Source organism: Acidisoma cellulosilyticum, from assembly GCF_020621385.1.
Lineage (GTDB): Bacteria > Pseudomonadota > Alphaproteobacteria > Acetobacterales > Acetobacteraceae > Acidisoma > Acidisoma cellulosilyticum.
Genome location: NZ_JAESVA010000004.1, coordinates 110,603 through 134,979, shown reverse-complemented (window position 1 = coordinate 134,979; position 24,377 = coordinate 110,603). Strand labels below are relative to the sequence as shown.

The following is a 24,377-nucleotide window of genomic DNA, read 5'->3' as shown; positions in this document are numbered from 1 at the left end:
CCATGCGGCAGATATCCGGGACTGGGACCGGCTAGGCTTCGGACACGCGGGCTCTGAGCAGAAAGATCAGGACGGCGGACAATATCGAGAACAGGGACATCACCATCAGACCCGCATGCGGGGAGTGGAAGGCCTGATCCGCCTGGACGCGGATGATCGGCGCCAGAAAGCTGCAAACGGCGCCGATGGTGGTGCAAAAGCCGATACCGGCAGCCAGCGCCGACCCTGACAGAAAGCGAGTTGGGAAGGTCCAGAACACCGGTTGCACCGCCAGAAAACCCACGGCCGAGACACTGAGGGCCGCGATCGCCAGAACAGGGGAGGCGAAAGCCGATATGAAAATGCCGATCGCCGACAGGATCATGCAGATGACCGAGATCTGGACGCGCATCGTCGGATAGCGATCGGCAAGCCGGGGAATGAGATAGACGCCGACCGCCGACACGGCCCAGGGAATGGCCGCGACCAGGGACACTTTAAAGCCCAGGGTTGCGCCCATCAGCTTCGCGACCTGGGAGGGCAGAAAGAATATCAGCCCGTAGACCGCGATTTGTATGGTCCCGTAAATCGCCGCCAGATGCCAGACGCGCAGACTGACCAGGGCGGCCCCGATATCGCGCGCCTGCGTTTTTTGGGCCTCGCTCGCCAGCTGCTTGACCAGGGCAGCTTTCTCCTCCGCAGTCAGGAAGCGGGCCAAGCTTGGATTGTCATCGAGATAGTAGAGCCCGAACAGGCCAAGAATAACCGCCGGCACCCCTTCCAGCAGGAACATCCAAAACCAGCCTGGCTGCCCCATGAAGCCGTGCAGCTGCAGAAGCGCCCCGGAAATCGGGGAACCGAGCGTCAGCGACAAGGGCACGCCCAGGACAAAGATGGCGATCACGGATGCACGGGTTTCATCGGGGAAGAAGATCGAGGCCAGCAGCAGGATACCTGGGTAGAAGCCGGCCTCGGCAACGCCCAGGACGAAGCGCAACACCACGAATTGCGTGGGGCTCGTGACGAAACCGGTGGATGCCGATAGCAGCCCCCAGATGATCGCCATCGCACTCAGCCAAACCTTGGCGCCGATCCTGTTCAATAAAATATTGGCCGGAACGCCTGCTATCGCATAGCCCGCGAAGAAAATACCGGCGCCGAGCGCATAGGCCGCGGTCGGCATCTTCAGGTCGATCGACATGGCGTCCTTGGCGAAGCCGACATTCACGCGATCGATGAAAGCGACGAAGTAAAAAATGAACATGAACGGCATCAGCCGCTTCCAGCATTTCGCCACCGCCGTATTCAGCATCGTTTCTTGCTGCGCGGCGTTCATCGCCCCAGCGGGCTCAATCGCGTTCATTATGGTTCCTCCGGGCAGCCGGGTTTCTCCCGGTTCAGCCTGCCTGCTTCCCTGAGGATGACCGTAATCGCGATTTTTGCCGTGTCAACTCAACGTGACGTGGGAGCCCGGCGCTGCCAAGGCATCGATCGCGGCCCAGTCCCAGGCAATGCCCAATCCGGGTTCTGTGCTCGGTATGGCGTAGCCGTCTTCGATCATCATGCCCTGGGTCGTCAGACGATCAAGCTGCGGGATATATTCCACCCAGCGCGCATTGGGCACCGCCGCGCAGAGCGCGACATGGATTTCCATCAGGAAATGCGGGCAGACGGCGACATTGAAGCATTCAGCCAGATGCGCGACCTTGAGCCAAGGCGTGATGCCGCCGATACGCCCGACATCGACCTGCACCACGGAACAGGCGCCGCGCTGCAGATAATCCCGAAAATGCAGATGGCTGTACAGACTTTCGCCGACGGCGATCGGCAGGCTGGTCGAACGCGACAGGCGCTGATGGCCGTCCACGTCATCGGCCGGCAGCGGCTCCTCCAGCCAGCCGATGTCGAGCGGCTCATAATGCCGCGCCCGGCGAATGGCCTCGTCAACGGCGAAAGCCTGGTTGGCGTCGGTGAAGATTTCGAAATCCGGTCCCACGGCGTCGCGCACGGCGGTGATGCGCGCGACATCCTCATGCACCGGCCGGCCGACCTTCAGCTTGGCGCCGCCGAAGCCCGCCGCCTTCTGGCGGATCGCATCCTCGACCAAAGCCGCCTTGTCCAGATGCAGCCAGCCGCCTTCGGTGGTGTATAGCCGCACGCGGTCCTGCGCGCCACCCGCCATCACATGCAGCGGCAGCCCGGCCTTGCGGCAGCGCAGATCCCATAATGCGGTGTCGATCGCCGCCATGGCGATCGCCGTAATGGCGCCCACCGTCGTCGCATGGGTCAGGAACAGCAGGTCGCGCCAGATCTGCTCGACCATGGCCGCGTCCCGGCCGATCAGCGCCGGGCCCAGCGTATGCGCGATCAAAGCCATGACCGAAGGACCGCCGGTGCCGATCGTATAGCTATAGCCGGTGCCGATCGCGCCATCCGCATCATAGATGCGGATAATCGGCGTCTCCTGACTGACGAAGGACTGAATGGCATCGACCCGCCGCACCTGCGGCACCAGATCCACCATCACGGCTTCGACACGGGTGATCTTTGCCATAGCTCTAGCCTTTGACGCCGCCGAAGGTGAGGCCCGCGATCAGGTGCTTCTGCACGATGAAGGTCAGGATCAGGGCCGGAATGATGATCAGCACCGCCATGGCGCACATGCCTGTCCAATCCACGGTGAATTGCGCCGTGAAATCCATCAACCCGACCGGCATGGTTTTGGACGCCGTGGTACGCGTCAGTTGTGCGGCCAAGGCATATTCGTTCCAGGAGGTCAGGAAGGCGAAGATGCCGGCGGAGGCAAGGCCTGACCGCGCGAGCGGAAATTCGATCCGCCAGAAAGCCTGCCAGCGCGTGCTGCCGTCGATCATCGCGGCTTCCGTCAGATCGGCCGGAATTTGGCGAAAGAAACCATCGGTCAGCCAGACCGTGAAGGGGATATTCATCGCCAGATAGACGATGATGAGGCCAAGCCGCGTATCCAGCAGCCCGATGCGGCTCCATAGCATGAACAGCGGCAAAGACAGCGAGATACCGGGCACGGTGCGCGACAGCATGAGGCCAAGAAACAGGCCGGCCTTGCCGCGAAAGCGATAGCGCGCGAAGGCATAGCCGCCCATCATGCCGACCGCGACCGCAACGACGGTGCTGGTGACCGAGATGACCACGGAATTAATGAAATAGGCCGTCACCGGAATACCCGGCGCATGATCAGGCAATAGGCCGAAAATGCCGAGGAAATTGGCCAGGGTCAGGACATGGGGAATCCAGACCGGCGGCTTCGCCATCACCTCGATATTCGGACGGAAGGCCGTCAGCATGACCCAAAGGCCGGGCACACAGAGGGCCGCCATGGCGCAGAACAGGCCGATGCGCACGGCCCAGACCTGCCGGCGAACCGACCGCGCCTTGATCGGGTGGTTGGACAATACCGCGGCGCTCATTCCGCACCCCCCATATAGCTGCGGGCCGCCATCAGCTTGCGATAGAAATAGACGGTGACGGCAATGGACAGCAGGATCGAGACATAGCCCATGGCATTGGCCATGCCCATGCGCGCATCCTCGTAACCGGTGCGGGCAATCAGCGTCCAAAGCAGTTCCGTGCGCTGCGCCGGGCCGCCATCCGTCATGATCTTGACCATATCATAGGCGCGCGCGACATCCAGTGATCGGATGGTCATGGCGATATAGATGAAGGGCATCAGGAAGGGCAAAGTGATATGGCGAAAGGCCTGCCAGGCATTGCAACCATCGACCTTGGCGGCTTCCAGCGGTTCGCTCGGCAAAGCGAGCAGACCGGCGAGCAGCAGGATCGCGAAGACCGAGGTCGACATCCAGGTCTCGGCGATCAGGATCGTCAGCGGTGCCAGAATGGCGTTGACCAGCCAGGCGATCGGATAATGCATGAACCCGAGCGAGGTCAGCGCATTATTGATCAGCCCGACATTGTCGTTGAAGATGTATTTGAACTGAAAGCCGACCAGGATCGGCGAGAACATCATGGGAAACATCATGATGGTGCGGACAGCGCGTTTGCCCGCGGTGATCTTGTTGACAAGCAGAGCAAGGCCAAGGCCGAGCAGCATTTCGAGATTGAGCGCGACCGTCAGAAAGACGACGGTACGGCCGAATGCCCACCAGAAATCGGAACTATTGAACAGCCGCAGGTAATTGCGGAAACCGATATAGTGATAAAGCGTCCAAGGCCTCACCAGATTATAGGGCGTGAAGCTCGACCACAACGATATGACCAGCGGGATTGCCACCACAAAGGTCACGATGAACAGTGACGGCAGGACAAGAATATAGGGCGCAGCATGGCCGAGACGGAAGAACCGCCGCAGGCGGCTCTCCCGCACCGGATAGGATATCCTACCCTCCAGGCTGATTCCGTCTTCGATCGTTTCCGCCATCACCCTGCTTCTATTATCGGCCTGAAAACTCACGCTAGTTGTCGCTCTGGTCCTGCACGATCTGCTTGGCCTTGGCGGCGGCATCATCCAGCGCCTGTTGCGCAGTCTTCTGACCCAGGACGGCCGATTGAATGGCCGGCCAGATGACGTTGGAGACATCGATCCATTCCGGGATCAGCGGCGGCGTGCGCGCATCCGCCAGGGATGCCTGCCAGATCGAGAACATATTCGCCATATAGTCGTTATGCTGCTGCTTGAACTCGGCCTCGACATCCGCGAAGACTTTGGTGCGTGTCGGCAGATTGCCCGCCCGCGCCTCCATCATCTCCGAATCATAGTCGGTCATGAATTCGACGAAGCTTACGGCGGCCTTCTTGTTGTCGCAGGCGGCGGTCACGGAGAAGGAATGCGAGCCGGACCAGCCGCCGCGCTTGCCGGCCTCACCGATCGGTGCCAGTGCAAGTCCGACATGCCCTGCGATCTTCGAGGTCTTGGGGTTGTTGAAGAAGGCCGCGAAGCCCGGCCAATCGATATCCAGCGCCAGGGTGCCGGCGGCGAAGCTCTGCCCGATATCATCCCAGGTATAGTTGATCGTGCCGGCCGGCACGGCCTTCGCCTTGTACAGATCGACGAAGAATTGCAGCGCATCGACGCCGGCCTTGGAATTGAAAGTCGGGTTCATCTGCGCGTCGAACATATCGCCGCCATTGGCCCGGAGAATTTCCATGAAGCGGCCAGTCAGCCCTTCATCCTTGCCAGGAAAGGCCGTGCCGTAAAGATTGGGCGGCGCGGACAGGAAGATCGCCTGCTGCTTATACTCATCGAAGGTCGTCGGCGGCGCCAGATCCTTGCCGAACTTCGCCTTATAGCGGGCCTTCACATCCGGATTGTCGTAGACCAGCTCATTGTAATAGATGTTCGAAATATCGGTGACGCGCGGCAGCTGCACCAGTTGACCGTTCACGGTCGAATTCCGGATGGCGCTCGGCACGTATTCGGAGAGGATGTCTTCGGAAATATAGGGCTTCAGGTCGATATAGAACTTGCCGTATTGCGGCGCAAAACTGGTGTGATTGGAACCCACGCACCAATTGACCGATCCCGATGCGATATCCTGCTTAATCTCACGATCCAGATCGAAATAATTCTCGGACGAGACGATCTGCACCTTGGCGCCCGTCGCCTTTTCCCATTCGGGAATGCGCGTATAGAGCTTTTCGTATTGCGTGCCGCCGACCAGCTTTACTTTCAAGGTATAGCCAGGAAAGCTGCCCCAATCCTGTTCCGCCGCCTGGCCGGCGACCGTCAGGCCCACCGTTGCCACACAAGCCAGAAGGAGCGTCTTGAGCGTGCGCCCAGCTTTCATCCTGTCTATCCTCCTTTTTTCGCCCCACCGCTTCTTTGACCACGAGTGGTGTTGGCATTCTTATATTTGAATACTACATTCGCAGGTAAGCACGGTCTGGGCGGCCGGTCAACGATCCTGCTCGGCCTAGGGAGTAATTTCATGGATAATGGCTTGACCGACGACGCCGACCGCTACCGCGCGCCCGCGCTCGACAAAGGCCTGGATATTCTCGAACTTCTGGCGGCGACCGAGGAAGGGCTGTCTCAGGCCGAAATCGCCAAGGCGCTGGACCGCACGCCGAATGAAATCTACCGCATGCTGGACCGGTTGACCCGGCGCGACTACATCACGCGCACCAGCACAGATCGCTACGAACTGACGCTGAAACTCTTTACGCTGGTGCATCAGCACGCGCCCATCCGGCGCCTTGTGCCGCTGGCCATGCCGGAACTACGCGCCTTCGCGCGCCGCGCCCAGCAGGCCTGCCATCTGGCGATCTATGACCGCGGTCATGTCGTCGTCATCGCCCAGGTTGATTCGCCCGGCTATTGGGGCTTCGCCATCCGCGTCGGCTCCCATGTCGGGCTGTTCAATACAGGGTCCGGCCATATCCTGCTGGCCTTCGCGACCCCGCGCGACCGCGCGGTGATGATGGAGGAACACGCCCTGATGCCGCATGAGCGGGTTCCCTCGGATGTCGAGGATCGGCTGGCAGCGGTCCGCGCCCAGGGATTCGAGATGATGCGCAGCCAACAGACAGGCAGCGTGTTCAACCTCTCCGTGCCCATCTTCGGGCCCAATGGCAGCATCATGGCTGCCCTCACTTGCCCTTATCTGGAACGGGCGGACACCACTATGGCGCCGGGCGCGGATGAAGCGCTGGCCTTGCTGCGCATCACCGCCTCCCGCATCATGCCGACCACGGGAGAATAGGCGCGCATGCCCCAGCCAATCATCGACACCCATCTGCATCTGATCGATCAGAGCCGGTTGAGCTACCCTTGGCTGGGCGACGTCCCTGCCCTCAACCGCAGCTTTAGCCTCGACGAATACTGGTCCCAGGCACAGCCGCTGGGCATTGTCGCGGCCCTGCATATGGAGGTCGATGTTTCGCCGGAGCAGAGCGAGGCGGAAACCGCCTTCGTGCAGGGTCTGGGTCGGCCGGTGATCGGCGCCATCGCTTCCGCAAGGCCGGAAGATCCGCATTTCGCGGCGCAGCTTGAGCGCATGGCCGCGACGCCCTTTATCCGTGGCATCCGGCGCATTCTGCACACCTCACCCGATGAACTCAGCCAAGCACCGCTCTTCGCCGAGAATCTCCGGCGTCTGGCGCAGTATGATCTGAGCTTCGATCTCTGCGTGCTCGCCCGCCAATTGCCGATCGCGGCGGACCTCGTGCGCGCCTGCCCGGATACCCGCTTCGTCCTCGATCATTGCGGCGTGCCGGCGGTGGAAGCGCAGGCCCTCTCCCCCTGGGCCGAGGATATCCGTCGTCTGGCCGAGCTGCCCAATCTCGCCTGCAAGATTTCCGGGGTCGTCGCCTATGCCGGGCAGCAATGGACGACCGCCGATCTACGGCCTTTCGTGGAGCATTGCATCGCCTGTTTCGGCTGGGACCGCGTGGTCTGGGGCAGCGACTGGCCGGTTTGCACGCTCACGGGCGATCTCGGCCGCTGGGTCCAGGCCACGCATGAGATTCTGTCCGGTTGCAGCGACAGCGAGACATCACGATTGCTCAGCGGCAATGCGAAGCGGATCTACCGCCTCTCCAATCAGGATTTTTAAACAAGAAGGTCAAAATGACCCAACGCATGGGATTTTGCATCGGTCTGAAGCCCGAGCATATCGCCGAATACAAGCGCCTGCATGCGGCCGTCTGGCCCGATATTCTGCGCCAGATCTCCGCCAGCCATATCCGCAACTACACGATCTTTCTGCGCGAGCCTGAAAACATCCTCTTCGGCTATTGGGAATATGAGGGCGAGGATTTTGCGTCCGATATGGCGGCGATGGCCGCCGACCCGATGACACAAAAATGGTGGGACATCTGCATGCCCTGCCAGGCGCCGCTGGCCAGTCGCGGCCCGGATGAATGGTGGGCGAGGCTGGAAGAGGTCTTCCACCTCGATTGACGGGCTGCGCCCGAATGGCTTGCATTTATCGATCATTAGTGAAATTCTCCTTCACATAAGAACGATAAGCGGTCCTTCGGGGGAAATGTGAGCACTAGCCGGACGGTTTCGTCCCATATTTCAGCCGATTCACTGCGCCAGGCCTGGCCGAAGCCTGCCGTTTGCCGCCCGATCGTCATTATCGGCGCCGGCGGCATCGTGAATGACGCCCACCTTCCCGCCTACCGGAAGGCCGGCTTTCCGGTCGCCGGGATCTATGATCTTGATCGCGGCCGGGCGGCACGGCTTGCCGCCACCTGGTCCCTGCCCGTCTTCGACAGTCTGGCCCAGGCGGTCGCGGTCCCGGGCGCGGTCTTCGATCTTGCGATTCCGCCCGCTGCGCATCTCGATGTGCTCCGCGCGCTGCCGGAAGGCGCCGGCGTCCTGCTGCAAAAGCCGATGGGCCGCGATCTGGCGGAAGCGACGGCCATTCTTCGGCTGGTCCAAGACCGCAAGCTTGTCGCCGCCGTCAATTTCCAGCTCCGCTTCGCGCCCATGATGCTGGCGGTGGCCGATGCCGCCGCACGCGGGTTTTTCGGCCGCATCATCGATATCGACGTGCATATCACCGTGCTCACGCCCTGGCATCTCTTTCCCTTCCTGAACGGCATGCCGCGTGTCGAGATCGCCGTTCATTCCATCCATTATCTCGATCTCATCCGCGGCTTCCTGGGCAATCCGCGCAGCGTCATGGCGCGCACGCTCGGCCATCCGCAGACCAAGCTCGCGCAGACCCGCACCTCCGCCATTCTCGACTTCGACGCCGATGTGCGCTGCCTGCTCTCCATCAATCATCATCATGATTTCGGCCCGCGCTTTCAGGACGCCACCATCAAGCTGGAAGGTGAGGAGGGGGCTGCCGTCATCACGCTCGGCGCCTTGCTGAATTACCCCACCGGCATGCCGGACGCGGTCTGGATAACGCGGCAAGGCAGCGATTGGTGTCAGGTGCCGTTGATCGGCACCTGGTTCCCCGATGCCTTCATCGGCACCATGTCCAATCTGCAGCGGGTCGCGGCGGGTGAGGATGACACCCTCCTCACCTCCGTCCAGGACGCCTGGCACAGCATGGCGCTGGTCGAAGCCTGTTTCCGTTCCAGCGCCGGCGCCGCGACGCCCGTGCCTGTCGATGTCGATATCTCTCACCATACGGGCGCCTGAATGATGGCTGACGATACTGCCCTTCCCCTTGACGGCCTACTGGTGGTCGATATGAGCCAGTTCCTGTCCGGCCCCTATGCCTCGCTGCGCCTCATGGATCTCGGCGCCCGCGTCATCAAGATCGAACGGCCGGACGGCGGTGACCTCTCTCGCCGCCTTTATCTCAGCGATACCGAGATCGGCGGCGATTCCACGATTTTCCATGCCATCAACCGCAACAAGGAAAGCTTCGCGATCGACCTCAAGAACGCAGATGATCTGGCGACGCTCAGGCAGCTTCTGCTGCGCGCCGATATCGTGATCCAGAATTTCCGACCCGGCGTTATCGAGCGGTTGGGCTTGGACTATGCGGCGGTCTCGGCGCTCAATCCGCGCATCGTCTATGGCAGCATCACGGGCTATGGTGACGACGGTCCCTGGGTGAAGCGTCCGGGACAGGATTTGCTGGCGCAAGCGCGGTCCGGCGTCATGTGGCTGAATGGCGATGAGACCCAGGGGCCGGTACCCTTCGGGCTCGCCATCGCCGATATGCTGGCGGGCGCGGCCTTGGCGCAAGGCCTGCTCGCTGCCCTCGTGCGTCGCGGCACCACGGGCCGCGGCAGCCATGTGGAGACCAGCCTGCTGGAAGCCCTGGTCGATTTCCAGTTCGAAGTCTTGAGCACGCATCTCAATGACGGCCGCCGGCCGCCGAAGCGCTCGGCCTTCCGCAGCGCCCATGCCTATCTTGCCGCACCCTACGGCGTCTACCCGACGGCGGACGGCTATCTCGCCATCGCCATGACGCCCATCCCGAAACTCGCCGATCTTCTCCGCCTTGATGCGCTGGCACCTTACCGCGACGATCCGCCAAGCTGGTTCACAGCGCGGGATGAGATCAAGGCCATCATCGCCGAGGCCTTGGCACGGAATACGACCGAGCATTGGCTGGCGATCCTCGAACCCGCCGATGTCTGGTGCGCCCGCGTGCTGCAATGGCCGGAGCTTCTGGAAAGCGACGGCTTCACGGCGCTCGACATGCTGCAGCGCGTGTCACGCTCGGACGGCGTGGAAATCCTCACGACCCGTTCGCCGCTGCGCGTCAATGGCGCACGGCCGCCGCTTTCGCGCGCGGCACCGCGCATCGGGGAACATAGCGCAGCCATCCGTGCGGAACTCGGCCAATGAGCATCATCCTGCGTGGCATGACGTGGAGCCATCCGCGCGGCTATGATCCGCTGGTCACCTGCGCCCGCCTGTGGCAGCAGCGGACGGGCGTACAGATCGACTGGGACAAGCGCTCCCTGCAGGATTTCGAATCCTATCCGGTGGAGGAATTGGCCGCGCGCTATGACCTGATCGTGATCGATCATCCGCATGTCGGACAGATCACGGCCGAGAACTGCCTTTTGCCGCTCGACATGCCGGGGCGGCAGGCGGAAGCCCAGGCGCTGGCCGCCGGTAGCGTCGGCGCCTCCTATCCAAGCTATACCTATGCCGGTCGGCAATGGGCCTTCCCGATTGACGCGGCAACACAAGTGCAGGCCTGGCGGCCAGATCTTTTGTCTGCCCCCCTCTCGCACTGGGATGACGTGTTGACCCTCGCCCGGCAGGGCGCGGTGCTTTGCCCGCTGCGGTCCCCGCATACGCTCATGAGCCTCTATACGCTCACCGGCAATCTCGGCGCGCCACCGGTGGTGGACGGTTCGGCGCCGCTCTTCGCACCCAGTTTGGCGGCCGTCGCCTATGACCAACTGGCCGCGCTGGCAGACCTGATCGATCCCGCCTGTTTCGACTGGGACCCGATCGCGGTTTTCGAAGCCATGGCGGCGCCAGAGGCGCGTATCGCCTGCGCGCCGCTCATCTACGGCTATGTCAGCTACGCGGCGGCCGGGTTCCGCCCGCATCGCATCGCCTTCGCCGATATGCCGGGGCTTGGGGCGGCAGGCCCCGTCGGCTCGGCCCTGGGCGGCACCGGCATCGCGGTCTCGGCCAGAACCCAACACCCCGAGGCTGCGATCGACTTCGCCTATTGGGTGGCCGGGGCCGAGGCCCAGGCCGGGCTCTATGCCGAAGCGGGCGGCCAGCCCGGGCATGCCGCCGCCTGGGACAGCAAGGCCGTCAATGAGCCGGTCGGCCAATTCTATCGCAACACCCGCGCGACATTGGAAGGCGCCTGGCTGCGCCCGCGCCATGACGGCTATATGCCGTTCCAGCATGAGGCGTCCGAAAGACTGCGCAGCGGGCTTATGCAAAGGGCGCCCGCCGCCGCCGTCATCGCGGACCTCAATGCGCTCTATCGATCGACGCTGCCTTGACCGAAAGCCGCCAAACCATGTCGCCGGACCGCTATTATGAAGATTATGCGATCGGTGACACGCGGAAAACGACCGGTCGAACGATCACGGAAACCGATTTCGTCGTCCATGCTGGCCATACCGGCGACTTCTTTCCGCATCACATGGATGCGGAATTCGCCAAATCGACGCCCTTCGGGCAGCGTATCGCCCATGGCACGATGACCTTTGCGATCGGCATCGGCTTGACGGCGTCGGAGATCAATCCCAAAGCTTTCACCTATGGTTATGACAGATTGCGCTTTCCCAAGCCCGTCTTCATCGGTGATACGCTGCATACGCAACTCACCATCTCCGCCAAGGAGCCGGACCCGAAGCGCGACGGCTTCGGCCGGGTTGTGGAATCCTGCCGTGTCATCAACCAGCGCGGTGAGACGGTTCTGGCCTGCGACCATATCCTGCTCGTGGAACGCAAACCGGCGGACTGACCGGCATGTCTGAGGCCGGGGCGCTTCAGCCCCCGCGCCCGGGCGAAACGATTGAGATCGCCGAGGGCATCCTTTGGCTGCGTCTGCCGCTGCCCTTGCGGCTGGACCACGTGAACGTCTACCTCATTGAGGAGGAAGGCGGTTTCGCCGTTATCGACACCGGCTGGCCTGATGAGACAACCCAGGCGATCTGGCACAGCCTTCTGGCCGGGCTGATTGGTCGTCAGCGCATCACCCGCGTGATTGCGACCCATCACCACCCCGATCATGTCGGCAATGCCGGCTGGCTGGCGCGCCTGGCCGAGGCGCCGCTTCTGATGAGCGAGACGGAATATCTGCTCACGGTCGCCCGCGCCGCCGGTGTTTTCGAGCAGGCGCGCGACACCTATCTCAATTTCTACGCCAGCCACGGTCTGGCGCCCGCCATCGCCAATAATCTCCTCGATACGATCCGGCAGTACGGCCAGATGGTGACGCCGCTGCCGCCGCAATTCACCGCATTGCATGCGGGCGCTATCCTCACCATCGGCGGTCGGAACTTCAAACTCCTGCATGGTGGCGGCCATTCCAATCAGCAGGTCATGCTCCATTGCGTGGAAGAGAAGATCTTTTTCAGCGTCGATCAGGTTCTGCCCGATATTACCCCCCATATCGGTGTCTGGCCGATCGAGCCTGATGCCTCGCCGCTTGGCCTATTTCTCGCGTCGCTCTCCGCGATCCGCGCCGAAATCGCGGATGACGTGCTGGTCCTGCCGGGCCATAAGCTGCCCTTTCGCGGACTTCATGCCCGCATCGCCGAGATCGCGGCGCATCACGCGGCGATCTGCGATCGGATCGCGACGATAGCGGCGTCCCATCCGTGTAATGTCAACGCCATTAACGAGCAGATTTTTAACCGCCCGTTGGACAATCGCAACAAAGGTCTCGCTTTTTCTGAGACCCTCGCGCATGTCAACCTCATGCTGCGGCAAGGACGGCTGCAGCGGGCTGACGACCCTGCCGGCAAGCGCTTCATCACCACGGACGCCGGGTCCCGCTAACACGAACGGGCTTCCGGTCGTCGCCGCGCCTGCCCGCCCCCAAAGTTTGCTAATCGAACTTGTTCGCCTGGTATAATGAGTGTATCATCGCTTATGTGACGTCCGCTTCGCGTGGCGGCGCTAATGAACAAGCCATCAAGGCAGCGTTGGGGAGAACGACTTTGTATAACAAGATGAAATTTGCGGCCTTTGCCTTAGGGATCGCCTGTGTCGGGGCCTCGCCGGCCCTTGCCGCGAACAAGCTGATCGTCGTCATCACGCCGTCGCATGACAATCCCTTTTTCGCGACCGAGGCCGATGCGGCGACCGCCAAGGCCAAGGCCCTCGGCTATGATGTTCTGTCACTGGCCCATGACGATGATGCGGACAAGCAGAATCAGGAAATTGATACGGCAATCGCGCGCAAGGCGGCGGCCATCATCCTCGACAATGCCGGCGCCGATGTCTCGGTCGCGGCGGTCGCTAAGGCCAAGGCCGCAGGCATCCCCAGCTTTCTAATCGATCGCGAGATCAATAAAAGCGGTGTCGCCGTCACCCAGATCGTCTCCAACAATTATCAGGGTGCCACCCTCGGCGGGCAGAAATTCGCCGAAGCCATGGGCGAATCCGGCGAATATGCGGAACTGACCGGCAAGCCTTCCGATACCAATGCGGGCGTCCGCTCCAAAGGCTATCATGATGTGCTTGATCAATTCTCTGGCTTGAAGATGGTGGCACAGCAAAGTGCCGATTGGAGCCAGACCGAGGCCTATTCCAAGATGGAATCCATCCTTCAGGCACAGCCGAATATCAAAGGCGTCATCGCCGGCAATGATACGATGGCGATGGGGGCCTCCGCCGCTCTGCAGGCCGCCGGCAAGAAAAGCGTCATCGTCGTCGGCTTCGATGGCAGCAACGATGTGCGTGACGCGATCGAGCAAGGCAAGATCGTCGCGACCTCCCTTCAGCCCGCTTTCGAAATCGCCCAGATGGCGGTCGCCGAGGCCGATCAGTTTCTCAAGACAGGCTCGACCGGCAAGCCGGAGAAGCAGCTGATCAACTGCGTGCTCATCACCAAGGCGAATGCGGACAAGCTCAATAACTTCACGCTCTCGCCCTAAGCTTCAGGTCATTGAGACTTATGCGAAACCCGACCTCCCATGGCATGCGCATCTCTGCGCATGCCGCGTCTTTGCCACGCCGTGACATGCTGATCATGGGGTCGCTGCTGGCGCTGCTGCCCGGTTGCAAGATCGTCCGCAATGGCGTCGCGGATAAGACCGACCCGCAGAAGCCCGACACGTTCGACGCCAATGCCTATGTCGATAGTTTATGGCCCAAGGTCAGCACCTTTTTCCAGGCCCAGGCGCATGATCTCTCGACTGTTCTGGCCGGGCTCGCCAAGGATGCCGATGCGGCCGACAAGGCTTACGGTCAGCCGCCCGCGGCCGATGGCGGCGCCTGGACCTTTGCCGTCAAGGGCCAAGGGCGCGTCACCCAATCCGATAGCAAATCTGCGCGCGGCACGCTGACGCTGGCCCTTCCGAATGTGTCGTCGCCCGTCATCCTTCAGGTCGGGCCGGTGGTCTTCGGCAGCGCCATCCGTGACTGCCTGCCCTTTCTTGATTTCGCCACCTTCGTCAATCAGATCGAATATGCCGAAGTGTCCCATGCGCTGAATGCCAAGGCGATCGCCGACATTCGTCATGGCGTCGATTTCGGGGCGCTCGTCGGCAAGACCGTCACCTTCTCGGGCGGCATGGCTGACCCTGCCGCGTCCGGGGAAACCGACGTGACGCCGGTCACGCTTGTCGTGAGCGGCGCTTGATGCAGATGCAGGACCCGATCGTGCTGCGCGCGCGCGGTATCGGCAAGGTTTATCCCGGCACCACAGCGCTGACCGACGCCGATTTCGACGTCTATCGCGGCGCGGTCAATGTCCTGGTGGGCGAGAATGGTGCCGGCAAATCGACCTTGATGAAGATCCTGGCCGGCGCGGAACGCCCCAGCACCGGCACGCTGGACCTGGACGGCACGCCCGTCTCGTTCAGTTCGGTCCGGCAGGCGGCAGAGCACGGCATCTCGATCATCTTCCAGGAACTCAACCTCTGCCCCAATCTCAGCATCGCTGAGAATCTCTTCATCGGCCATCCGCTGGGTCTGCACGGTCTCAAGATCGATCATGCCGAGCAGGTGCGCCGCGCGGGCGCGGTTCTGCGGCGCCTGGGACAGAGCCTGGACCCCAAGATGCTGGTCGGCGATCTGCGTATCGGCCAGCAGCAGATCGTGGAAATCGCCAAGGCGCTGGTTGAGAATGCACGCATCCTGATCATGGATGAGCCGACCTCCGCGCTCAGCGCGACCGAGGTCGATATCCTGTTCCGCATCGTGGCCGAGCTGAAGGAATCGGGCGTCGCCATCATCTATATTTCGCATCGGCTCGAAGAGCTTGTGCGGATCGGCGATTATATCACGGTCCTGCGGGACGGGCGGATTCAGGCACGCGCGCCCAAGGCCGATATCTCGGTTCCCTGGATCATCCATCAGATGGTCGGCCCGCTGGAAAGTGCGCTGACACCCACCATCCATCACGGCCAAAGCGTGGTGCTGCAGGCCGAGGGGATTGCGCTGATCGGGCCCCAGGGCAGTCGCGTCGTCAATGACGTCTCCTTCACGCTGCGCGCGGGCGAGGTGGTCGGCTTTTACGGCCTGCTCGGGGCCGGGCGGTCCGAGCTTTTCGAATGCATCATGGGCGTGCATCCCACTGCCAAGGGCAAGATCACCGTCGCCGGCAAGAACCTCGCTGGCCTGGCCCTGCCTGATCGTATCCGTCAGGGCGTGGCTTTGGTGCCGGAAGACCGGCAGCGCGAGGGGCTGGTGCAATCCATGTCGGTCGGCGCCAACCTGTCGCTCGCATCGCTATGGCGGCTGACGCGCTTCTCACGGGTGTCAAAGGTGCTGGAGAAGGCCAGCGTCCAGCGCATGATCCGTTCGCTGTGGATCAAGGTCTCCACCCCGGAGGTTGAGGTCACGGCGCTGAGCGGTGGCAATCAACAGAAGGTCGTCATCGGCAAGGCCCTGCTGACCTTGCCGAAACTCCTCCTGCTCGACGAACCCAGCCGCGGCATCGATGTCGGCGCCAAGGCCGAGGTCTTCCGCTCGATCAGACGTCTGGCCGATGAAGGATTGGCGATCGCCTTCGCGACATCCGACCTCAAGGAAGTTCTGGCCTTGTCGGATCGGGTCTTGGTGATGACGGAGGGTCGTATCGCCGGCGAATTCACCCGTGAAACGATGACAGAAGAAGCGCTTGTGGCCGCCTCCACGCCAAGATCCCATGCAAGAGAAGCCGCATAAGATGAAGATCGCTCAACTCCGTGGACTTAGCCTTGGCGGTGGGACCAGCCTCTCCCTGCCGATGCTGCTGATCAGCATGCGCACCTTCATCGCGCTGATCGTCGTCGTGCTTTTCTTTTCGATCACGACGCCGAACTTCCTGACCCCGTCGACGCTGATCATTCTGGCCAAGCATGTCGCGATCAATGCCTTCATGGCGATCGGCATGACCTTCGTCATCCTGACCGGCGGCATCGATCTCTCCGTCGGCTCCATCGTCGGCCTCGCCGGCATGGTCGCGGGCGGGCTCATCGATGTCGGCATTCCGATCAATGCCTTGGGCGTCACCATTTATCCCAATGTGGTGGAAACGGTGGCCATGACGCTCGCCGCCGGCATGGTGATCGGCGGCCTCAACGGCGTGCTCGTCACCAAACTCAATGTCGCACCCTTCATCGCGACGCTCGGCACCTTGTATATCGCGCGCGGTGCTGCCTTGCTGATCTCCAACGGCCAGACCTTCGCCAATCTTGTCGGCACGCCGGCCTATGGCAATACCGGCTTTCCGTTCCTGGGCTCGGGTACCATTTTTGGCGTGCCCTTCTCGATCCTGGCCTTGGTGGTGATGACCGCCGTCGCCGGCTATATCGCGACCCAGACCTCCTTCGGGCGGCAGGTCTATGCCGTCGGCGGCAATGAGAATGCAGCGCGTCTGTCGGGCGTGCGCATCGCGCGCATCAAGATCGCGGTCTATGTCATCTCCGGCCTCTGTGCGGCCTTCGCTGGCCTCGTTGTCTCATCTGAACTCGTGGCCTCCAATCCGGCCAGCGGTGAAAGCTTCGAACTCAATGCCATCGCCGCGACCGTCCTCGGCGGCACTTCTCTCATGGGCGGTCGCGGCACCATCGGGGGCACCGTGGTCGGCGCCTTCGTCATCGGCGTCCTCAGCGACGGTCTGGTGATGATGGGCGTCAATGCCTTCTGGCAGATGGTGATCAAGGGGGTGGTGATCATCACGGCCGTCGTGCTTGATCAGGTGCAGCGCAAGATGCAGCGGCAAATGGCCCTGCAGGCGCAGCTCGCCTCCGCCTGACAGTCTGCGCCCTGGGCTGGCGGCCAGGATTTGCGTGAAGCCGGTGGATTTGATACCCGCGTCCATCGCTTCCCAGACAGCAGGCCCTGGCGTCACCATGACCGGACTATTTGAAACCGCCGCGCCGATAAACCCGCTGCCTCTCGCCGTGCAACTGCGCCCGAAAACGCTGGATGAGGTCATCGGTCAGGATCCGATCGTCGGACAAGGATCGATCCTGCGGCGGCGCATCGCGGCCGGGCGCCTGGGCAGCATCATCCTGTATGGACCGCCCGGCCTGGGCAAAACCTCGATCGCGCGGGCCGTGGGCCAAATGCTCGGCAAGACCTTCCGACCGCTGAACGCGACCAGAGCGGGCGTCTCGGACCTGCGCAAAATCGCCGACGAAGCCAAACTGCGCCCGACGCTCATCTTCGTCGATGAAGTTCACAGATTTTCCGCGACCCAGGCGGATGATCTGCTGGCGCTCTGCGAGGACGGTATCCTGGACTTCATGGGCGCGACCACGGGCAATCCCTATCACGTGCTGACGCCTGCACTGGTCTCACGGTCGACGATCTTCAAGCTTGAGCCGCTGTCCATCGAGGACATGATGAAGGTCGTGCAGCGCGGCATCGACCATCTGGCGGCGACGGGGATTGCCGTCACAATCGCCCCCGCGCAGATCCGCCGCATCGCCGGCCGTTCGGGCGGGGATGCCCGGCGTGCCATGACGACGTTGGAAAGCCTGGCCGTCGGTCATTCGGATGCACAGGCAACGATTGTGACGGATGCGATGATCGAGGAGGCCTATGCCGCCGCGCCGGTCAATCATGACCGCTCCGGTGACGCTCATTACGATGTTGTCTCGGCATTTGTGAAATCGATGCGCGGGTCTGATCCGGATGCGACGCTCTATTGGCTGGCGCGATTGATCCAGGGCGGTGAAGACCCGCGCTATATCGCCCGGCGCATCATGATCCATGCCTCCGAGGATGTCGGCCTGGCCGATAACACTGCCTTGCAGACGGCCGTCGCCGCGTCGCAGGCGGTCGAGAAAATCGGCTATCCGGAAGCCCGGATCATCCTGGCCCATGCGGCCTTGCATGTCGCGCGCGCTCCCAAATCGAATTCCGCTTGCCGGGGGATCTCGGCCGCACTCGACTTCGTGGCAAAGCAGCCGCCGGCAGCCGTACCGCTGCACCTGCGCGACGCGCATTACAAGGGCGCTGCCGAACTCGGCCATGTCGGATATCTCTTCCCGCATGATGACCCCCGCGGCTGGGTCGAGCAGACCTACGCACCGAATATCGGCAAGGGCGCCTTTTATCAAAGCGACGCACGCGACGCGGCCACCTTCGAAAAGCGCGCCGACGACTATTGGCAGCGTGTCACGCAAGGATCGCCGACGCGCGATCCCTGATCCCCTGTCAGAACGTCAGGACGGCGGCAGGAAAGCGCGGATGGGCGGCAAATTGCCGTCGAATTTTTCGACTTCCACCGCCGTCAACTGCCCGGTGCAGCCCTGCGCCAGGGCGGAGGTGCCGACATCTCTTGTCAGCACATTCGGATTGCCGTGTACGCAAAGGGGGTTTTCGTCCTCGGGGTCGTCCGGGTCGTACCAGGCGCCTGTCGGCAATTGCACCACGCCGGGCCTGACATCCGTCGTCACGCGAAGCGCGGCAAGACAAGCACCACGCTCATTGAACAGGCGAATGATATCGCCGTCACTGATCCCGCGGCGCGCAGCGTCCTCGGGATGCATGCTGGCAACCTCCCGGCCGCGCCGCTTCGCCTCCGCGCTATGGCCGCCGAAATCGAGCTGACTATGCAGGCGCGTCGCCGGCTGATTGGCGACCAGAAACAGCGACGCGCCCGGCCGGGGCACATCCACGGGCGGCAACCAGGTCGGGTGTCCAGGGCAATCCGGCTCCTCAAATCCCGCGATCCTGGCAGAGAAGATTTCGATCCTGCCGCTCGGCGTCTTCAGCGGATGCGCCACGGGATCATCCCGGAAGGCCCGCAGGAAGCCGCCGTCATCCGGTTGCTGCGGCAAGGTCAGGCTGCCCGCGTCCCAGAATTCATCGAAGCGCGGCGCCGGAAGGTCCTGCATCTCAAGCGACTTGCGCGTGCGGTCATATAGATGCGCAAGCCATTCCCGCGCGTCGCGTCCTTCCGTGAAACGCTCGCCGCTGCCAAGCCGCTGCGCCAGACCCGCGAAGATCGCGTAGTCATCTCTGGCCTCGCCGAAGGGCTCGACGATCTTATGCATGGCCACCATCAGCGGATCATTCGCGCTATAGCCGATATCCTCCCGTTCCAGCGTCATCGTGACGGGCAGAACGATATCGGCCTGGCGCGCGGTCGCTGTCCAGGCCAGTTCATGCACCACGACAGTATCCACCTGCGCGAAGGCGCGGCGAAGACGATTGAGGTCCTGATGGTGATGGAAGGGATTGCCGCCCGCCCAATAGATCATCCGGATGTCGGGATAGGTCCGCGTCTCGCCGTCATAGCGGTACTGCCCGCCGGGATTGAGCAGCATATCGGCGATACGCGCGACGGGGATGAAATCGGCCACGCCGTTGCGGCCCTGTGACAGCGTCGGGCTGGATACGGCATTATTGCGCCGGCCGTAATAGCCGATCGCCCCCATGGCATAGCCGTAGCCGCCGCCCGGCAGCCCGATCTGCCCCAGCACGGCGGCAAGCACCGCGCCCATCCAGACCGGCTGCTCGCCATGTTCCGCGCGCTGCAGGGAATGCGCGACAGTGACCAGCACGCGCTTGCCGTGCAGCCGGCGCGCCAAAGCCGTGATCTCCCCGGCGGGCAGGCCGGTGATCGGCGCGGCCCAGGCCGCGTCCTTGGGCTGGCCGTCCGACACGCCCAGCAGATAATCCTGAAAGACCGGCCAACCCTCGCAATAGCGATCGATGAAGGCCTGATCCTGCAGTCCTTCGCTCACCAGCGTATGAACCAGCGCCAGCATCAGCGCCGTATCGGTGCCGGGGATGGCGCTGATCCATTCCGCCGTCGCCTCCTGCGGCAGATCCTGGCGCAAGGGTCCCACAAGCAGGAAAGCGCAGCCGCGTTCTGCGGCCTTTTGCATCGCGCCCTTCTCGACATGCTGGCTGATGCCGCCACCCGCGATCATCGAATTCTTCAACGCCATGCCGCCGAAGGCGAGCACGATTTCGCTATGCTCAGCGACCTGCTCCCAGGTCACGTTATGCATCGTCAGGCCGTGATAATTGCCCAGGATATGCGGAACGATGACGGAGGATGCACCGGCGCTGTAGCTGTTGACGGAGCGGACATAGCCACCCATCGTCAGATTGAGGAAGCGATGTACCTGGCTTTGGGCGTGGTGAAAGCGCCCGGCACTGGCCCAGCCGTAGGAACCGCCGAAGATCGCGCCGGGTCCATGACTGTCCTTCACGCGCTGCAATTCGCCGGCCAGAAGATCGAGCGCCTGATCCCACGTGACTTCCACGAAACTGTCCCGCCCACGGCGGGCACTGGGACCGGCCCCTTGTTCCAGCCAGCCGCGGCGGATCATGGGTTTGGCGATGCGCGCCGGATGGCGCAGCGCCGCCGGAAAATTCTGGACGATCAGATTGGGGTCGGGGTCGCCTGCATGATTGCGGACCTCCAGCGCGTCATTCTGCCAACGGGCGGAAAAGACGCCCCAGTGGGAGCTATGCGGCTTGAAGCCATCGTCCAAACTGTCACCTCGGCCTGCAACGGGATGGGAAACCCTCACCGGAATGTCGCACTAGGCCTGGGTCAAGGCAACCGCTTTACGGCAGCCCGCCTTGTCGCGCGGATCAACGTTCTTGCATCCGGATGCAAAACGCCTATTGTTTCGGAACGGCGGCTGTCAGATCGCATCGCGCGCCACAAGACAGACGCAAAAAGGCGCTGAAGCCGCTCGAAGCTGGGAGATGACGAAACCATGATCCGCATTCTGAAACAGGGCGCCAACGAGCAGGAAACGGCTGACGCCGATCGCCGCGTGCGGCAGACCGTCGAGGGCATTCTCGATGACGTGGCCCGTAACGGCGACACGGCCGTGCGGGACCTGTCCTTGCGGTTCGATAAATGGGATCGCCCCTCCTTTCGCCTGACGCAGGCGGAGATCGACGCGCTGATCGCCACTTTGCCGGCCCAGGTGATCGAAGATATCGCCTTTGCCCAGGCGCAGATCCGGCGCTTCGCGCAAGCGCAGCGGGCCACGATGCTGGACCTGGAGGTAGAGACCTTACCCGGCGTGCGCCTCGGCCATCGCCATATCCCGGTCGCGAGCGTCGGCTGCTATGTGCCGGGCGGGCGCTATCCCATGGTGGCCTCGGCCCATATGAGCATCGTCACCGCCAAGGTCGCCGGGGTGAAGCGGATCATCGCCTGCACGCCGCCCATCGGCGGCGAAATCCCCATCGCGACCATCGCCGCCATGTCCATGGCCGGCGCGGATGAGATCTATGTCCTGGGCGGCATCCAGGCCGTGGCGGCCATGGCGATCGGCACCAAGACCATCGCCCCCGTCGATATGCTCGTGGGGCCCGGCAACGCCTTCGTGGCGGAAGCGAAGCGGCAGCTCTACGGCCGGGTCGGCATCGATCTTTTCGCGGGACCGACGGAGACGCTCATCATCGCCGATGACAGCGCGGACGCTGAAATGTGCGCGACTGATCTGCTGGGGCAGGCCGAGCATGGGCCGACGTCGCCCGCCATCCTGCTCACGACCTCAGCCCGCATCGCTGACGAGATCGAGGCCGAGATCGCACAGCAGCTGACCCGATTGGCGACGGCAGACGTCGCCGGCGCCGCCTGGCGCGACCATGGACAGATCATCCTCTGCGATACGGAGCAGGAGATGCTGCAGGAAGCCGACAGGATCGCCTCTGAACATGTCCAGATACTCACGCGCAATCCGCGCTGGTTCCTGGAAAATCTCTCCAACTACGGCGCGCTTTTCCTCGGCAAGCAGACCAATGTCGCCTATGGTGACAAGGTGATCGGAACCAACCATACGCTGCCCACAAAGAAGGCCGCCCGCTATACCGGCGGTCTCTGGGTCGGCAAATTCCTCAAGACCTGCACCTTTCAGGAGGTGGATGACGAGGCCTCGGCCATGATCGGCGAATATTGTTCGCGCCTCTGCGCGATCGAGAATTTCGCCGGACATCAGGCGCAGGCAGACCTGCGGGTGAGACGCTATGGCGGACGCAACAGCACCTGACCCATCGGTCGCGGGGGCGTCGGTCAAAGAACCGCGCCCCATAGCGGAACAAACCAAACCGCATCGCCCGATGACGTCGCGGGATCTCGCGCGGGCTTTGGGCGTGTCGCAATCGATGATCTCGCGCGCCTTCAGCAGCCAGGCCAGCATCGCGCCCGCCATGCGGATGCAGATCATGGATGCCGCCGCCGCTGCCGGCTACCGGCCGAATGTGGTGGCGCGCAGCCTCTCCACCCGCCGCAGCAATATCGTCGGCATCGTCATGGCCGGGATGACCAATCCCTTTTACCCGGAATTGTTGGAGCGTCTGACACGTGCCTTGCAGGAAGTGGGATTGCAGACGCTGCTGTTCCACGCCCCGCCGGGGGAGGATGTCGATGGGCAGTTGCCGCTGCTGATGCAGTATCAGGTCGATGCCGTCATCATCGCCTCCGCGCCGATCTCCTCCGGCATGGCGCAGACCTGGCTCGCCACCGGCCGGCCGGCCATCCTGTTCAACCGCTCGGTGCCCGGCACGGATGTCACCACCGTCGCCTGCGACAATGTCGCGGGCGGCGCGGCAGTCGCCGACCTCTTCGCGCGCCTCGGCCGCAAGCGCATCGGCTTCGTCGGCGGTCGTGCCGATACCTCCACGAATGCCGACCGCGAGCGCGGCTTCACCGACCGCCTCAACGCGCTCGGCTTGCCATTGCATGCGCATACCGCCGGCACCGACTATGGCTACGAACAAGGCTATGCGGCCACGCTGCGGATCGCGCCGTCCAAGCCGGACGCCATCTTCTACGCGAATGACATCACCGCCCTCGGCGGAATGGACGCGCTGCGCCAGGAATTGCGCCTGCGCGTGCCGGAGGACGTGGCGGTCGTCGGCTTCGACGATATCCCGATGGCCGCCTGGCCCGCCTATCGGCTGACGACTTTGCGCCAGCCGGTGGAGGCGATGATCGCGGCGACCGTCTCCTATCTCACGGCGCATATGGAAAGCGCGGCGCCGCCGGAAATACACGTGCTGCCCGGCCAGTTGATCGAGCGCGCCTCAACCGGTCTCACCCCGCCCCGGACCAACCGGCGCCGCGCATCATCACGGAGCGGACATGATCCTTCCTCGCCTGCCTGACATGAGACTGGACGGGCGCCGCGCCCTCGTCACCGGCGCCGGGCGCGGCATCGGCCTCGCCTGCGCCGCCGCTTTGGCCCAGGCCGGCGCGGCCGTGACCTTGCTGGCGCGCTCGCGCCCCGAGATCGAGGCGGGCGCCGAGGCCATCCGCGCGGCCCGCGGCCACGCTGACACGATGGTGCTCGACGTTCTCGATACCGAAGCCGCTGCCGCCGCAATCGCGGGCCAGCTTCCCTTCGACATTCTCGTCAACAATGCCGGCACCAACCGCCCGCGCCCGTTTCTGGAGGTGCCGATGGAGGATTTCGACGCCATCATGAACCTCAACCTGCGCGCCCCCTTCGCGCTGGCCCAGGCCGTGGCGCGCAGGCTGCACGATGCCGGCCGCGGCGGCTCCATCATCCATGTCTCCAGCCAGATGGGCCATGTCGGCGCGCCGAACCGTACCGTCTATTGCGCCAGCAAACATGCACTGGAAGGGTTGACCAAAGCCATGGCGATCGAGCTCGGTCCCTACGGCATTCGGGTCAATACGATCTGCCCCACCTTCATCGAAACGCCCCTCACCCGGCCTTATTTCGAAGACCCGGCCTTTGCGTCGGACGTCTTGCGGCGAATCAAAATCGGCCGGGTTGGGCAGGTCGAGGATATCATGGGCGCGGTCGTCTATCTCGCCTCGGACGCGTCCGCGCTGATGACCGGCTCGTCGATGATGCTGGACGGCGGATGGACGGCGGAGTGAACCTTTTGCGGA

At 63.0% G+C, this 24,377-nt stretch carries 22 protein-coding genes; 16 read left to right on the top strand and 6 right to left on the bottom strand.

The features are described 5' to 3' along the window. Nucleotides 1-31: 31 nt before the first annotated feature. The 5 genes from ACELLULO517_RS12945 to ACELLULO517_RS12925 all read right to left on the bottom strand — a co-directional run bounded on the left by ACELLULO517_RS12945 (nt 32) and on the right by ACELLULO517_RS12925 (nt 5,762). On the bottom strand, nt 32-1,342 hold the full coding sequence (locus ACELLULO517_RS12945) for an MFS transporter (protein ID WP_227307815.1): 1,311 nt from the start codon (nt 1,340-1,342) through the stop codon (nt 32-34). Between the two features lie 84 nt (nt 1,343-1,426). Continuing rightward, nucleotides 1,427-2,533, bottom strand: a complete 1,107-nt coding sequence (locus ACELLULO517_RS12940; RefSeq protein WP_227307814.1) for a mandelate racemase/muconate lactonizing enzyme family protein — start codon at nt 2,531-2,533, stop codon at nt 1,427-1,429. Nucleotides 2,534-2,537: 4 nt separating this feature from the next. Then, complete coding sequence (locus tag ACELLULO517_RS12935; RefSeq protein WP_227307813.1) at nt 2,538-3,425, bottom strand: carbohydrate ABC transporter permease; 888 nt, start codon at nt 3,423-3,425, stop codon at nt 2,538-2,540. Continuing rightward, nucleotides 3,422-4,396, bottom strand: a complete 975-nt coding sequence (locus tag ACELLULO517_RS12930) for a carbohydrate ABC transporter permease (protein ID WP_227307812.1) — start codon at nt 4,394-4,396, stop codon at nt 3,422-3,424. Before ACELLULO517_RS12930 ends, ACELLULO517_RS12935 begins: the two co-directional genes overlap by 4 nt. 34 nt (nt 4,397-4,430) lie before the next feature. Next, nucleotides 4,431-5,762, bottom strand: a complete 1,332-nt coding sequence (locus tag ACELLULO517_RS12925) for an extracellular solute-binding protein (RefSeq protein WP_227307811.1) — start codon at nt 5,760-5,762, stop codon at nt 4,431-4,433. A 153-nt stretch (nt 5,763-5,915) separates the two neighbouring features. On the opposite strand from ACELLULO517_RS12925, the gene ACELLULO517_RS12920 reads away from it, so the two are divergent. The 13 genes from ACELLULO517_RS12920 to ACELLULO517_RS12860 all read left to right on the top strand — a co-directional run bounded on the left by ACELLULO517_RS12920 (nt 5,916) and on the right by ACELLULO517_RS12860 (nt 18,687). Then, the gene (locus ACELLULO517_RS12920) at nt 5,916-6,677 is read left to right on the top strand and encodes an IclR family transcriptional regulator (protein ID WP_227307810.1); all 762 of its coding nucleotides are present in this window, start codon (nt 5,916-5,918) and stop codon (nt 6,675-6,677) included. A 6-nt stretch (nt 6,678-6,683) separates the two neighbouring features. Beyond that, the gene (locus tag ACELLULO517_RS12915) at nt 6,684-7,529 is read left to right on the top strand and encodes an amidohydrolase family protein (RefSeq protein ID WP_227307809.1); all 846 of its coding nucleotides are present in this window, start codon (nt 6,684-6,686) and stop codon (nt 7,527-7,529) included. A 14-nt stretch (nt 7,530-7,543) separates the two neighbouring features. Next, the gene (locus tag ACELLULO517_RS12910) at nt 7,544-7,876 is read left to right on the top strand and encodes an L-rhamnose mutarotase (protein ID WP_227307808.1); all 333 of its coding nucleotides are present in this window, start codon (nt 7,544-7,546) and stop codon (nt 7,874-7,876) included. Between the two features lie 87 nt (nt 7,877-7,963). Next, a complete protein-coding gene (locus ACELLULO517_RS12905) occupies nt 7,964-9,076 on the top strand; it encodes a Gfo/Idh/MocA family protein (RefSeq protein ID WP_227307807.1) in 1,113 nt (370 codons plus the stop codon). Nucleotides 9,077-9,079: 3 nt separating this feature from the next. Continuing rightward, nucleotides 9,080-10,240, top strand: coding sequence for a CaiB/BaiF CoA transferase family protein (locus tag ACELLULO517_RS12900; protein ID WP_227307806.1), 1,161 nt, complete (start codon nt 9,080-9,082; stop codon nt 10,238-10,240). Beyond that, on the top strand, nt 10,237-11,370 hold the full coding sequence (locus ACELLULO517_RS12895) for a type 2 periplasmic-binding domain-containing protein (protein WP_227307805.1): 1,134 nt from the start codon (nt 10,237-10,239) through the stop codon (nt 11,368-11,370). Before ACELLULO517_RS12900 ends, ACELLULO517_RS12895 begins: the two co-directional genes overlap by 4 nt. Beyond that, complete coding sequence (locus ACELLULO517_RS12890; RefSeq protein WP_227307804.1) at nt 11,367-11,837, top strand: MaoC family dehydratase; 471 nt, start codon at nt 11,367-11,369, stop codon at nt 11,835-11,837. The genes ACELLULO517_RS12895 and ACELLULO517_RS12890 overlap by 4 nt, the downstream gene beginning before the upstream one ends. A gap of 5 nt (nt 11,838-11,842) precedes the next feature. After that, a complete protein-coding gene (locus ACELLULO517_RS12885) occupies nt 11,843-12,877 on the top strand; it encodes an MBL fold metallo-hydrolase (protein WP_227307803.1) in 1,035 nt (344 codons plus the stop codon). 161 nt (nt 12,878-13,038) lie between these two features. Continuing rightward, on the top strand, nt 13,039-13,977 hold the full coding sequence (locus ACELLULO517_RS12880; RefSeq protein ID WP_227307802.1) for a D-ribose ABC transporter substrate-binding protein: 939 nt from the start codon (nt 13,039-13,041) through the stop codon (nt 13,975-13,977). Nucleotides 13,978-13,997: 20 nt separating this feature from the next. Further along, entirely contained in the window at nt 13,998-14,684 is a 687-nt protein-coding gene (locus ACELLULO517_RS12875; RefSeq protein ID WP_227307801.1) for a DUF2291 family protein, read from the top strand. Continuing rightward, a complete protein-coding gene (locus tag ACELLULO517_RS12870) occupies nt 14,684-16,213 on the top strand; it encodes a sugar ABC transporter ATP-binding protein (protein ID WP_227308199.1) in 1,530 nt (509 codons plus the stop codon). The genes ACELLULO517_RS12875 and ACELLULO517_RS12870 overlap by 1 nt, the downstream gene beginning before the upstream one ends. Nucleotide 16,214: 1 nt before the next feature. After that, nucleotides 16,215-17,285: an ABC transporter permease gene (locus ACELLULO517_RS12865; RefSeq protein ID WP_227307800.1), complete on the top strand. Its 1,071-nt coding sequence runs from the start codon at nt 16,215-16,217 to the stop codon at nt 17,283-17,285. Between the two features lie 97 nt (nt 17,286-17,382). Further along, complete coding sequence (locus ACELLULO517_RS12860) at nt 17,383-18,687, top strand: replication-associated recombination protein A (protein ID WP_227307799.1); 1,305 nt, start codon at nt 17,383-17,385, stop codon at nt 18,685-18,687. Nucleotides 18,688-18,702: 15 nt separating this feature from the next. Here the strand turns inward: ACELLULO517_RS12860 and ACELLULO517_RS12855 are convergent, their stop codons facing one another. Then, nucleotides 18,703-20,988 carry a molybdopterin guanine dinucleotide-containing S/N-oxide reductase gene (locus ACELLULO517_RS12855; RefSeq protein WP_227307798.1) on the bottom strand — a complete coding sequence of 762 codons (2,286 nt, stop codon included), beginning with the start codon at nt 20,986-20,988 and terminating at the stop codon, nt 18,703-18,705. A 231-nt stretch (nt 20,989-21,219) separates the two neighbouring features. On the opposite strand from ACELLULO517_RS12855, the gene hisD reads away from it, so the two are divergent. The 3 genes from hisD to ACELLULO517_RS12840 all read left to right on the top strand — a co-directional run bounded on the left by hisD (nt 21,220) and on the right by ACELLULO517_RS12840 (nt 24,365). After that, entirely contained in the window at nt 21,220-22,506 is a 1,287-nt protein-coding gene (gene hisD / locus ACELLULO517_RS12850) for a histidinol dehydrogenase (RefSeq protein ID WP_227307797.1), read from the top strand. 70 nt (nt 22,507-22,576) lie between these two features. Beyond that, on the top strand, nt 22,577-23,623 hold the full coding sequence (locus ACELLULO517_RS12845; RefSeq protein WP_227307796.1) for a LacI family DNA-binding transcriptional regulator: 1,047 nt from the start codon (nt 22,577-22,579) through the stop codon (nt 23,621-23,623). After that, a complete protein-coding gene (locus ACELLULO517_RS12840) occupies nt 23,601-24,365 on the top strand; it encodes an SDR family NAD(P)-dependent oxidoreductase (protein ID WP_227307795.1) in 765 nt (254 codons plus the stop codon). Before ACELLULO517_RS12845 ends, ACELLULO517_RS12840 begins: the two co-directional genes overlap by 23 nt. Nucleotides 24,366-24,377 lie beyond the last annotated feature (12 nt).